Raw genomic sequence first — 12,183 nt, 5'->3', positions numbered from 1 at the left:
GTAAGTTATGGACAATGCACTCGACTTCCTTCTTGAACAAGCTAAAGACAATGAGCAGCAAGCCGTATTGGCACTCAATAAAGCGCGCTCTGAGCTAGAAGATTATTACAATCAAGTGAGGCAAATTGAGCAATATCGACTCGACTATTGCAATCAATTAGTCCGTCGCGGAAAGGAAGGTCTGACGGCGAGTGAATATGGTCACTTAAATCGATTTCTGACTCAATTGGACGAAACGCTGACTAAGCAAAAAACGGCAGAGTCGCACTTTAAGCAACAAGTTGATGATTGCCAAGAGTTTTGGCACAACACACGTAAGCAGCGACGATCCTATGAATGGATGATGGACAAAAAGGCCAAAGAGAAAGCGCGTATTGCCGATAGAAAAGAGCAACAACAAATGGATGAGTTTTCGAATTTGCTGTTTGCTCGAAGAAAAACTCAGCGTTAATGTGATTTTTTCTGAAGCGGGTAATGAGCTTCAAGCGATCGACAGCCGACGCTTGTTCGACGATGCAACTTATTTGCTTCAAACCACGCCAAGCACATCCAATCCTACAGCTTGTTATCACTTAGGTATAATTATTGCATCTTATCTGCTTATAAAAACCAGCGGCAGTCATCTGCCTCTAATGTTGTTATCACCACTATTAATTTTGTCATCACCACTATGTAGGCCCGAATGGAATGAGTCTGTCTGTCTCTAGCAATAATGTTCTGCCATCATCGAATCTTAAATCGAGCAACGATTCTGCTTCAGCAAAAGATACCGCTGCAATGTCAGAGGAAGCGGGCTTTTTTGATAAATTGAAAAGTGCGATATCTGGTGAAAATGCAGAGAAAAAACAAAGTGTTGATGGTTCTCTTGCTAAGAAGGGGTCATCAGAAAAATCAGTGGCTGATTCTAGCTTGCCTTCTTCCCACGCCTCTGAGACTGTAACTGATGATATGGGCGAGGTTGCATTGGAATCAGTTGAGAGTAAAGGGTTGAAGTCAAACGGCAAAGGTGAGTCCGCTGATCGCGTGAATCAAAGCGTAAAGACCCCAACAGAAAATGACGAAGTCTCATCTTCGGATGTCAAGAAAATGGCGTTGGCGACCACTGCTGTCGCCTCGGAAGAGGCAGTATCAGTAACGGATCCTGAAACTTTGGCCGCGACTTCGCAAGCTAAATCGTCAGTACATGCTAGCGCATCAGTACATTCTAGTGCATCGGCACAAGCTAATGCATCAGCACAAGCGACCATGGATGAAAGCTCTCAGTTACTGAATCGCTTAAACGAGTCAAATCAAGCGCTGCAAACTCCTTCATTAGAATCGGCTGCGGGGGCTGCGGCTACGACCGCTATGGTCAATGATACGACCGACAAGACCCTACCATCAGATGAGGCAACAGTGTTAGCGACCTTTGCTGCGGCATCTGGGCAGTCAATGCCGGTGGAATCCCCAATTGGACAGACTTTACCAGCTGAGGCGTTATCCTCAACCGCGATAGCTTCTGCAGCTGTGACTTCTCCAGCTGCGGTTTCTACAACAGCAGCCTCACCGCAAACATTGACATCATCAGTCGGAGTAGGGCAAGCGAATAGTACCTTGGCTCAGTCAGCAGGTGTGGCAGGGTTAGCTGTGGCTGACGGCAGCGTAAAAAGTGACGGAGCGAATTCTCAAATTGCTTGGTCGCAAACTGATGGAAGCAGTGATGCTAAGTTGGAAGGAAAAGCCGCGATACTTGCTGCAGGCGCCGCGCTGGATAAATCAACGTTAGATAAGCAAGCGTCGAATGGGCTCAATGCAGTACCAACGCCATTATCGCAACCAAATTCACAGCAAGCGCAGCCTTTCCATTCAGCTCATCAGGGAATGGCAGCGGCGAGTAATGACGGTGCTAGTGCGCCGGCCGCAGGAACATTAGCTGCAGCGTCAATGCTAGCAGGAAAAGAAACGCCGTCAGCGAGTCCAGTGACGAGTGGAGTCGCACCCCCTAATGCGATGGGGGTTGGTCAGACAAACTTGAAAGGCTTGAAACCCAGTCCCGCGTCGAGTAATGAGCCGCTAAACGGTCTGAATCCGGCAGCGACAGCAGGCACAGCATTGGGCACTCAAGCACTACGCGGTGAGCAACCACAAGCGACGACGAACGTACAATCACCGATGGTGCTCACTAAAGAGAATGCCAGCGATCAAGTTTCAGAACGTATTCAGATGATGATGGCGAAGAACCTAAAGCAGGTGGATATTCGCCTTGATCCGCCAGAGTTAGGGCGAATGCAAATTCGCATGACACTCAATAGTGACACCGCGACCGTGCATTTCACCGTTCAGAACCAACAAACACGAGAGATGGTTGATCAATCAATGCCAAGGCTGCGAGAAATGTTATCGCAGCAAGGTATTCAACTTGCTGATACCTCAGTACAGCAACAAGGTTCTGGTCAACAGCAGCGTCATGCATCGGCAGATGCTCATAATCAAGGCTCAGGTGGTGCCGGTCAGTCTCATGGCGATGCGGAAGCCATAGAGGAAGGGGTGAGCATGAACCTAAATATCGCCAAAAAAGAAGATGGTATCAGTTATTATGCGTAGCGCATTGTTTTGCTCTGAGTGTTTTAGTTAACGAATAAACTCAACGCGAAACCACGTCACGTGGGATTGTCTGTATAATCGGCTCAATAACCTCAAGCCGCTTAACTAAAAGTAAATATCGATATGGCAGAAAATATTCAAGAACAACCAAACAGTAAGAAAAAACTGTTGATTATCATCGTAGCAGTACTCGTGGTTTTGCTCATTGCTGGAGGCGTTGCTTACTGGCTTTTTGGCACAGATAGTACGCCTCAACATCGCCCAACGTCTGCGCAAAATGCTCCAGCTGTCGTGGTTGATCCAATCTCATACGTCAACATCGCGCAACCTTTCGTGTTTAATGTTACGGGGAAGTCTCGTGATCGTATGGTTCAGATTAAAGCTCAACTGATGGTGCGTGGGCTAGATAATGAAGAGTTAGCTCGTTATCATTCACCATTGATTGAGAGTACGTTGCTGTCAACGTTTGCTTCCACGTCGGTTGAGCAGTTAAGAAGTACCAATGGGCGAGTTGAATTACGTGATCAAGCAACCGCCGACATACAGAGTAGTTTGTCACAAGTGGTCGGAAAGCCCGTGATAGAACGCGTACTCTTTACAGATTTTGTTATCCAGTAGGTAATGTGTGACTGACTTATTAAGCCAAGACGAAATTGATGCGCTACTGCATGGTGTAGATGATGTTGATGAGGTAGAAGAAGAACTGGATCAGGATCCTAGTGATGCGGTGCATTTTGATTTTTCTTCCCAAGACCGCATTGTTCGTGGTCGAATGCCAACGTTGGAGCTTATCAACGAACGCTTCGCACGGCATATGCGAATTAGCTTATTCAATATGTTAAGAAAGACCGCAGAAGTGTCTATCAATGGTGTCCAAATGATGAAATTTGGCGAATACCAAAACACACTTTATGTACCAACTAGCTTGAATATGGTGCGGTTTAGACCGTTAAAAGGTACCGCGCTAATTACCATGGAAGCACGTTTGGTCTTTATTCTCGTCGAAAACTTTTTTGGTGGAGACGGCCGTTTCCACGCCAAGATTGAAGGCCGAGAGTTTACGCCAACCGAACGCCGTATTATTCAATTGCTGATGAAAACCGTGTTTGAAGACTATAAAGAAGCATGGTCGCCAGTTATGGGGGTAGAGTTCGAATATTTGGACTCTGAAGTGAACCCGAGTATGGCGAACATTGTTAGTCCGACGGAAGTGATTGTTGTCAGCTCTTTCCACATCGAAGTTGATGGTGGTGGTGGCGACTTCCACGTTGTGATGCCGTATTCGATGGTTGAGCCCATCCGAGAGCTTCTCGATGCGGGGGTGCAGTCGGATAAAATGGAAACGGACGTTCGTTGGAGCAGCGCGTTACGTGAAGAAATCATGGATGTTCCGGTTAATTTTCGCGTAAATCTGTTGGAAAAAGACGTGTCTCTACGCGATTTAATGGAGTTGCAAGTCGGTGACATTATTCCGATTGAAATGCCGGAAAATGCCACGATGTTTGTCGAAGAATTACCGACATATCGAGTGAAAATGGGAAGGACAGGCGAGAAAATTGCCGTTCAAATTTCCGAGAAGATTAGACGCCCAGATGTGGTAAAAACGGATTTAGCTTTCCTTGGTAAGGATATTATGGCTGAGCTCGAGCATGTGGACGATGAGAACGAATAAGAGAGTATAAAAAGTTATGGGCATTACAGACGACCAAAAGTTAGCAGATGAATGGGCAGCCGCACTTGGGGAAGACCCAATGGCACCAGAGATTGACGTAGATGAAGTACTTGCCGCACCGTTGGACGAGTTGCAAGACTCCTCGACGCCTATTTCGGAAGATGAGCGCCGCAAGCTCGATACCATCATGGATATTCCCGTGACCATCTCAATGGAAGTAGGACGTTCGCAAATTAGCATTCGTAACTTACTGCAATTGAACCAAGGGTCGGTGGTTGAATTAGATCGTATCGCGGGTGAGTCATTGGACGTGATGGTGAATGGCACCCTAATCGCCCATGGGGAAGTGGTTGTCGTCAATGATAAATTTGGTATTCGTCTTACCGACGTCATAAGCCAAACTGAGCGCATCAAAAAGTTACGTTAAGCATGAAAATACTAAATTCGATCGTAGTTTCCGCCTTGTTATTGTCTACGTCAGTGCTCGCTTCGCAAGCGCCTACTCAGCTCGCTGGTGGAGAATCTCCGTTTGATCTTGCCGCTACACTAGGTGCACTTGTACTGGTTGTGATGGTGATTTTGGGGCTGGCTTGGTTGCTAAAACGGATGAAAGTGCCGTCAATGATCAATCAGCAAGGACTTAAAATTGTGCGACAAATCCCTGTTGGGACAAAAGAGCGCATCGCGATAGTGGAAGCGGGAGATGAGCAATTTCTTGTTGGGATCACCGCGCAATCCATTCAATTGATTTCTAAATTAGAGACGCCACTGACGCAGGAAGAAGCCACACAGCCTGCTTTCGCGGCTCAGTTATCCAAATTGATGAAAAAACAAGGTTAGCAATGATTACTATACTGCGCGCAGCATGCCTTTGCTTACTTCTTAGTTTTGCGCCAATCAGCTTTGCTGAAGAGGCATTGGCAACACCAGTAACGAGCGGCGCAGCACTAGACAGTGGTGTAACGGTTTCGGCGATGCAGAGCGACCAAGGGGCGGCAAGCTCAACAGCGAGTAGCTTCGCGTCTGGTCCGGGTATTCCTGCCTTCACCATGAAAACCAATGCGGATGGTAGCGAAGATTACTCAGTAAACTTACAAATCCTAGCCTTGATGACCATGCTTGGCTTCTTGCCTGCTATGGTCATCTTGATGACCTCGTTTACTCGTATTGTCGTGGTCATGTCGATTCTTAGGCAGGCGATGGGTCTACAGCAAACACCTTCCAATCAAGTGATTATTGGTATTGCCATGTTTTTAACCTTATTCATTATGTCGCCAGTGTTGAGTAAGGTGAATGATGAGGCGATTCAGCCTTATTTGAATGAAGAGATTTCAGCCAAACAAGCCTTTGACCAAGCACAAGGTCCAATGAAGGATTTCATGCTCAAGCAAACACGCGTTAAAGACTTAGAAACCTTCGTACACATGTCTGGTTCCACCGCGCAAAATCCAGAAGATGTATCCCTTGCCGTATTGATTCCTGCATTCATCACTTCTGAGCTGAAAACTGCCTTTCAAATCGGATTCATGCTGTTTCTTCCTTTCTTAATCATTGATTTGGTAGTGGCGTCAGTTCTGATGGCAATGGGTATGATGATGTTGTCGCCAATGATTGTTTCTCTACCGTTTAAACTTATGTTGTTTGTCTTGGTTGATGGCTGGAATTTAATTCTATCAACCTTGGCCGGCAGTTTTGCGTTGTAGCTGGAGTAATCAAGATGACGCCTGAGCTGTTTGTTGAATTATTTCGTGATGCTTTGTGGATGGTGCTGCTACTGGTTTGTGCCATCGTAGTGCCAAGCTTGTTGGTGGGGTTGGTTGTGGCGATATTTCAAGCGGCCACGTCGATCAACGAACAAACGTTGAGCTTCCTTCCTAGGCTTGTGGTGACATTATTGGTTTTGATGGGGTTTGCTCATTGGGGGACGCAAATGATGATGGAGTTCTTCTATGAAATCATCGAACGAATCCCTCAGGTTCTTTGGTAAAGCCAAGTATGGAATACCCAACGAGCACGGTGATTGAATGGCTTGCTAACTATTTTTGGCCTTATGTGCGGATATCGTCGATGTTGATGGTCATGTCGGTAACGGGGGCTAATTTTGTTTCGCCTAGAATTCGTCTGTTTCTTGGTTTGGCTCTCACCCTTGCCGTCATGCCGACCTTGCCTGCGGTTCCGCAGAATATTGAGCTGTTTTCATTCCAAGGCTTCTTGATTGTTGCGGAACAAATGATCATTGGCATCTCGATGGGGATGGTGACCATTTTCATGGTGCAGACTTTTGTTATGCTCGGGCAGATACTCGGCATGCAATCGAGTTTAGGTTTCGCCTCTATGGTGGATCCTGCCAATGGACAAAGTACACCGCTTTTAGGTCAGTTGTTTATGTTTTTGGCAACCATGTTCTTTTTGGCGACCGACGGTCACCTTAAAATGATTCAATTGGTTGTGATGAGTTTTAAAACCTTGCCTATCGGTAGTGGTCAGCTTACTACGGTCGATTTTAGAGAGATGGCAGGGTGGTTAAGCTTAATGTTCAAAACGGCATTGAGTATGGCCATTGCCGGGATTATTGCCCTACTGACGGTCAACTTATCATTTGGTGTGATGACCAGAGCGGCGCCACAATTGAACATTTTTGCGTTAGGTTTTACCTTTGCGCTGGTGGTTGGCTTGATGATTTGTTGGTATATGCTAGCGGGGTTGTATAGTCACTACCAACTGTATTGGCTAGAAGTTGAGGGGCAAGTATGTCGCTTGATTCGTTTAGCATGTTGACCATAATGGCTGTTTTACGCACTATCATTTTGTGCTTTGCTATGGATATGAACGTGCTTATGACTTCAGGGGGCAGACTTGGCTGAGTCAGATGGACAAGAACGCACAGAAGACGCCACGCCCCAGCGGTTAAAGCAGGCGCGTGAAAAAGGTCAGGTTGCGAGATCGAAAGAGCTGGCGTCAGTATCAGTGCTGATGGTGGGCGCTCTGTCACTGATGATGTTTGGTGAAGGGCTAGCTAAAGCACTTTTTAATACCATGAGTCGATTTTTCACCCTGTCGCGGGAAGAAATTTACGATCACACGGTGTTATTCGACATCATCATGGGCGTGTTATCCGGGCTCGTTCTGCCGTTAATTCTGATTTTGTTTGTCTTGTTTCTTGCTGCATTAGTGGGGGCGGCTGGTGTCGGTGGTATTAGCTTTTCGGCAGAAGCTGCGATGCCAAAACTGTCTAAAATGAATCCACTCAGCGGTCTAAAGCGCATGGTCGGCATGCAAAGTTGGGTTGAACTGATTAAATCCATTCTTAAAGTGTCACTTGTCGCAGGGATGGCCTTTTATTTAGTTAACGCATCACGTGCTGACTTATTTCAACTGAGTGTAGAGGTCTTTCCACAAAACATTTTCCACGCGTTGGATATCCTACTCAACTTTATATTGCTGATCAGTACCACGTTATTGATTGTGGTGGCGATAGACGTTCCGTTTCAAATTTGGCAGCATGCCGAGCAACTCAAAATGACTAAGCAAGAAGTCAAAGATGAGTTCAAAGATACCGAAGGTAAACCGGAAGTTAAAGGCCGAATTCGTATGCTTCAGCGCGAAGCGGCACAACGAAGAATGATGGCGGAAGTCCCAGAGGCAGACGTTATTATTACCAACCCAGAACACTTCTCGGTAGCACTACGATATAAACAGGGTCAGGATAAAGCCCCAATTGTAGTGGCAAAGGGTATTGATCATATGGCCTTGAAAATTCGTGAAGTTGCCCGTGAACATAATATTTATATTGTGCCATCACCACCTCTTGCTCGCGCTCTTTATCATACGTCAGAATTAGAACAAGAGATCCCAGATAGCTTATTTGCCGCCGTGGCGCAGATTCTTGCTTACGTGTATCAATTAAAGCAATACCGTAAAAAAGGCGGGCAGCGCCCGACATTGCAAAATGATCAGATCACGATTCCAAAAGATATGCGTTATTAATGGATGTCTTCCTGCTCAGTAGCATACCTATAGACTGTCAAAAACTTGACTGCCTATAGGTATGTTTCTTGCATAATACAGGTTTAGTATTTAATTATGGCGCGCTATGTGCCACCCGCAGTGATGTAGTTGTAATGAAATTGACCTTACCATTTGCCAACAAACTCCCGACGATTCCTAATCGGGCTTTACCTGCTGTTGGCGCGCCTATTATGGTTCTCGCTGCACTGGCAATGATAATATTGCCCATCCCTGCGCTGCTTCTCGATCTCTTTTTTACCTTCAATATTGCCTTGGCGATGGTTGTGTTGTTGGTGTCTGTCTATACCCGTCGTCCATTGGATTTTGCCGCGTTTCCGACTGTACTACTGATTGCGACATTGTTGCGTTTGGCACTTAACGTTGCCTCAACTCGAGTGGTATTGCTTTATGGTCACGAAGGTAGCGGCGCGGCAGGTAATGTTATTGAAGCCTTTGGTAACGTGGTTATTGGTGGTAACTACGCGGTAGGTCTCGTGGTGTTTATGATCTTAATGATCATCAACTTTATGGTAGTAACCAAAGGTGCGGGTCGTATCTCCGAGGTGAGTGCGCGTTTTACCTTGGATGCGTTGCCCGGCAAACAAATGGCGATTGATGCGGATTTAAACGCCGGACTCATTGATCAAGACCAAGCGCGCACTCGTCGCTTTGAAGTGACCAAAGAAGCGGATTTTTACGGTTCGATGGATGGTGCCTCGAAGTTTGTAAAAGGGGATGCCATCGCCGGTATTCTTATTCTGTTTCTCAATATCGTTGGTGGTCTTAGCATTGGTATGATGCAGCACTCACTAGGGTTCGGTGAAGCACTAGAAATTTATACGCTGTTGACCATCGGTGATGGTTTGGTTGCCCAAATCCCTTCGCTGCTGTTATCCATTGCCGCGGCAATTATGGTGACGCGTCAAAATACTGACGAAGACATGGGGCAACAGGTTGTTTTCCAACTGTTTGATAATCCTAAAGCACTCATGATTACCTCTGGCATTATGCTGGTAATGGGTATTGTGCCCGGTATGCCGCACTTTGCATTCTTGTTACTGGCTGCAATGGCTGGGGGCGGAGCATATTGGATGACGCGAAAGCAGAAAAAAGCGGAAGAGCAGAAAAACTTGCCAGCAGAATTGCAGCCCAAAGACCCATCAGCGCCACCAAAAGAATTGTCTTGGGATGACGTACATCCGGTTGACGTCATCGGCCTCGAAGTGGGTTACCGCTTGATTCCTCTCGTCGATAGAGACCAAGGGGGTGAGTTACTTGAGCGCGTTAAAGGGGTGCGTAAAAAGCTCTCCCAAGATTTTGGCTTCCTGATCCCTGCGGTACATATTAGAGACAACCTAGAGCTGACCCCAAACTCTTACCGCATTACGCTAATGGGTGTGGCGGTAGGTGAAGCGGAAATTCGTCCAGACCAAGAATTGGCGATTAACCCAGGTCAAGTCTATGGGCTGATTGATGGCGAACCAACCATTGACCCTGCGTTTGGTCTAGAAGCGGTTTGGATACAAGAAGCACAGAAAGAGCACGCTCAAGCGCTTGGCTACACCGTTGTAGATTCATCCACAGTGCTCGCCACACATTTGAGCCAACTACTGACGAATAACGCGGCGCAGTTGCTAGGGCATGAAGAAGTTCAGAACTTACTTGAACTACTAGGGCGTAGTGCTCCGAAGTTGGTTGAAGACTTTGTACCGGAGCAACTGCCGTTGGGAACCATGGTTAAGGTGTTGCAAAATCTACTGCATGAAGCGATTCCAATTCGAGATATTCGTACGATCGTCCAGACGTTGGCTGAATATTCATCAAAGAGTCAAGAACCTGACGTATTGACCGCCGCTGTTCGTATTGCCCTTAAACGACTAATTGTCCAAGAGATCAATGGTATAGAACCAGAATTGCCGGTTATTACCTTGATCCCAGAATTGGAACAAATATTGCATCAAACCATGCAAGCGGCGGGTGGTGAGTCAGCGGGTATAGAGCCTGGCTTAGCCGAACGATTACAAGCGTCGTTAACACAAGCTACCCAAGAACAAGAATTAAAAGGTGAGGCAGCCGTATTACTAACATCGGGCGTACTTCGTTCGACGTTAGCTAAATTTGTAAAGAATACGATTCCAAATTTACGAGTGTTGTCTTACCAAGAAATCCCTGATGAAAAACAAATACGAATCGTACAGGCGGTTGGGAATTAATGAGTCGTTAGTATAATTAGCGATAGTATTTAATCGCTTTGAATAGTGATTTACTATTCACTGACGTCGGTATTGAAAATGGATGTGACCGTTGAAAATTAAACGATTTTTTGCCAGAGACATGCGACAAGCCTTGCTACAAGTCAAAGAAGAACTTGGTGCAGAGGCGGTCATCATGTCAAATAAAAAAGTGGCAGGTGGCGTTGAGATCGTTGCCGCGATTGATGGTGATGGTAATCAAGCCGCGCCACGTCAAATGAGCAACAAGGCATTATCACCACCGACGCCGTCGACTCAATCTGGGTATCCAGGTGAGCGTGAATTAAAAGATGATCACGTTAGCTTGAATCAACGCGGTAATACAAGCACGCCTTCGGTTAGCGATCGCTTTGCTAATATGTTGAAAAACTACCGCGGTGGTTCTGATGTGAGCACTCAAACTCAAGCCGCGAAACCTACCGATTCGTTGTCAGCCCTACTAGAACGCCAGTCTGAACGAAGCAATTCGATGAGCTCGGCTTACCAAAGTAGTGACCGTTACCAATATACTCAAGACAATCGCCGTGAATCGCACGGTGTGCGTGATAGAGCAGGTGAGGAGCGAGGCGCACCATACTCGGCGTCAGCGCGCGCTTATGGTGAGCGAGAATCCGACTCGCGTGCTGCGATGCAACGTCACACGCCTAATCACTTCTCATCGGGACAACCCTCGTCAGAGCGTTCATCATCGAATCAGACTTCTTCAAGTCACTATTCGTCAGGCAGTAAGCGAGACGGAAAAATTGGTGAAGAACTGGAGTCGATGAAAGAAGACATGTCTTCTATTCGCCGTTTATTAGAGCACCAAGTCTCTGGACTGATGTGGCAAGAAGTCGAACGTAGAGAACCTCTGCGAGCCATGTTAATCAAGCGTTTAGAGCGAATGGGGATTTCACCGGAACTGGCTGACCAGCTTGCTTGTTATATTCCTGAAGATACTCCGCCACAGAAAGCTTGGAAGGCATTGCTTGCGCTAGTCTCTGATCAGGTGGTGATTAGTAAGCAAGATATTTTACGCCAAGGTGGCATTGTCGCTTTGTTAGGTCCGACGGGTGTTGGAAAAACCACGACGGTAGCCAAGTTAGCGGCTCGCGCGGCAATGGAATACGGTTCGGACAATGTTGCACTTGTCACAACGGATACTTACCGGATCGGTGCTCATGAACAATTGTCCATTTATGGCAGAATTATGGGTTGTCCGGTAAGAGTTGCTAAAGATTCTGAAGAACTGGCCGATGTATTATATCAGTTGAGAAACAGACGGTTAGTCTTAATTGATACCGCAGGTATGGGACAGCGAGATGTCCGCCTTTCAGAGCAGTTAGATACTCTGATGCAAGAGAGCGGTGAAATCATTAATAGTTACTTGGTGTTGCCTGCTACGGCACAACGTCAAGTGTTACAAGAAACGCTGGACCACTTTAGACGCATCCCACTTTCGGGTTGCATCATGACCAAGCTCGATGAATCGTTGAGCCTTGGAGAGTTTATCAGTGTTGTAGTGCAAAATGCGCTGCCAGTAACGTATATCGCCAATGGACAACGAGTCCCTGAAGATATTGTTATCGCTCAGCCAAAATACATGGTCGCTAAAGCGAACGAATTACTTGAGAAGTCGACAGAGAATGAACCCCACTTCTGGAACAGCGATATGGAGGGGGTTTAGGT

At 46.6% G+C, this 12,183-nt stretch carries 12 protein-coding genes; all 12 read left to right on the top strand.

What is annotated here, in order from left to right:
• Positions 1-7: 7 nt before the first annotated feature.
• The 12 genes from fliJ (at position 8) to flhF (ending at position 12,181) form a co-directional block, all read left to right on the top strand.
• Complete coding sequence (gene fliJ, locus L4D74_RS12310; protein ID WP_428752379.1) at positions 8-451, top strand: flagellar export protein FliJ; 444 nt, start codon at positions 8-10, stop codon at positions 449-451.
• 236 nt (positions 452-687) lie between these two features.
• Positions 688-2,583, top strand: a complete 1,896-nt coding sequence (locus L4D74_RS12305; RefSeq protein ID WP_428752378.1) for a flagellar hook-length control protein FliK — start codon at positions 688-690, stop codon at positions 2,581-2,583.
• Between the two features lie 123 nt (positions 2,584-2,706).
• Positions 2,707-3,201 carry a flagellar basal body-associated protein FliL gene (gene fliL / locus L4D74_RS12300; RefSeq protein ID WP_428752377.1) on the top strand — a complete coding sequence of 165 codons (495 nt, stop codon included), beginning with the start codon at positions 2,707-2,709 and terminating at the stop codon, positions 3,199-3,201.
• Positions 3,202-3,208: 7 nt separating this feature from the next.
• Positions 3,209-4,255, top strand: a complete 1,047-nt coding sequence (gene fliM / locus L4D74_RS12295) for a flagellar motor switch protein FliM (protein ID WP_428752376.1) — start codon at positions 3,209-3,211, stop codon at positions 4,253-4,255.
• A gap of 16 nt (positions 4,256-4,271) precedes the next feature.
• Entirely contained in the window at positions 4,272-4,682 is a 411-nt protein-coding gene (gene fliN, locus L4D74_RS12290; RefSeq protein ID WP_250616848.1) for a flagellar motor switch protein FliN, read from the top strand.
• 2 nt (positions 4,683-4,684) lie between these two features.
• The gene (gene fliO / locus L4D74_RS12285; protein WP_428752375.1) at positions 4,685-5,095 is read left to right on the top strand and encodes a flagellar biosynthetic protein FliO; all 411 of its coding nucleotides are present in this window, start codon (positions 4,685-4,687) and stop codon (positions 5,093-5,095) included.
• Between the two features lie 2 nt (positions 5,096-5,097).
• Positions 5,098-5,958, top strand: coding sequence for a flagellar type III secretion system pore protein FliP (fliP, locus tag L4D74_RS12280; protein ID WP_428752374.1), 861 nt, complete (start codon positions 5,098-5,100; stop codon positions 5,956-5,958).
• Between the two features lie 14 nt (positions 5,959-5,972).
• On the top strand, positions 5,973-6,242 hold the full coding sequence (gene fliQ, locus L4D74_RS12275; protein ID WP_250616851.1) for a flagellar biosynthesis protein FliQ: 270 nt from the start codon (positions 5,973-5,975) through the stop codon (positions 6,240-6,242).
• Between the two features lie 8 nt (positions 6,243-6,250).
• Complete coding sequence (gene fliR, locus L4D74_RS12270; RefSeq protein WP_265676169.1) at positions 6,251-7,033, top strand: flagellar biosynthetic protein FliR; 783 nt, start codon at positions 6,251-6,253, stop codon at positions 7,031-7,033.
• 78 nt (positions 7,034-7,111) lie between these two features.
• Positions 7,112-8,242, top strand: a complete 1,131-nt coding sequence (flhB, locus tag L4D74_RS12265) for a flagellar biosynthesis protein FlhB (RefSeq protein WP_428752373.1) — start codon at positions 7,112-7,114, stop codon at positions 8,240-8,242.
• Between the two features lie 134 nt (positions 8,243-8,376).
• Positions 8,377-10,476: a flagellar biosynthesis protein FlhA gene (gene flhA, locus L4D74_RS12260; RefSeq protein ID WP_428752372.1), complete on the top strand. Its 2,100-nt coding sequence runs from the start codon at positions 8,377-8,379 to the stop codon at positions 10,474-10,476.
• Positions 10,477-10,567: 91 nt separating this feature from the next.
• Positions 10,568-12,181, top strand: coding sequence for a flagellar biosynthesis GTPase FlhF (gene flhF / locus L4D74_RS12255; RefSeq protein ID WP_428752371.1), 1,614 nt, complete (start codon positions 10,568-10,570; stop codon positions 12,179-12,181).
• Positions 12,182-12,183: the final 2 nt, after the last annotated feature.

This window comes from Vibrio cionasavignyae, from assembly GCF_050337155.1.
GTDB classification, from domain to species: Bacteria; Pseudomonadota; Gammaproteobacteria; order Enterobacterales; family Vibrionaceae; genus Vibrio; species Vibrio nomapromontoriensis.
This window is presented reverse-complemented; position numbering and strand designations above follow the sequence as displayed.

Bases quoted from the DNA above. Each gene is read 5' to 3' on its own strand.
- fliJ (WP_428752379.1), top strand. From the start codon at position 8: ATGGACAATGCACTCGACTTCCTTCTTGAACAAGCTAAAGACAATGAG.
- L4D74_RS12305 (WP_428752378.1), top strand. From the start codon at position 688: ATGAGTCTGTCTGTCTCTAGCAATAATGTTCTGCCATCATCGAATCTT.
- fliL (WP_428752377.1), top strand. From the start codon at position 2,707: ATGGCAGAAAATATTCAAGAACAACCAAACAGTAAGAAAAAACTGTTG.
- fliN (WP_250616848.1), top strand. From the start codon at position 4,272: ATGGGCATTACAGACGACCAAAAGTTAGCAGATGAATGGGCAGCCGCA.
- fliO (WP_428752375.1), top strand. From the start codon at position 4,685: ATGAAAATACTAAATTCGATCGTAGTTTCCGCCTTGTTATTGTCTACG.
- fliP (WP_428752374.1), top strand. From the start codon at position 5,098: ATGATTACTATACTGCGCGCAGCATGCCTTTGCTTACTTCTTAGTTTT.
- fliQ (WP_250616851.1), top strand. From the start codon at position 5,973: ATGACGCCTGAGCTGTTTGTTGAATTATTTCGTGATGCTTTGTGGATG.
- fliR (WP_265676169.1), top strand. From the start codon at position 6,251: ATGGAATACCCAACGAGCACGGTGATTGAATGGCTTGCTAACTATTTT.
- flhA (WP_428752372.1), top strand. From the start codon at position 8,377: ATGAAATTGACCTTACCATTTGCCAACAAACTCCCGACGATTCCTAAT.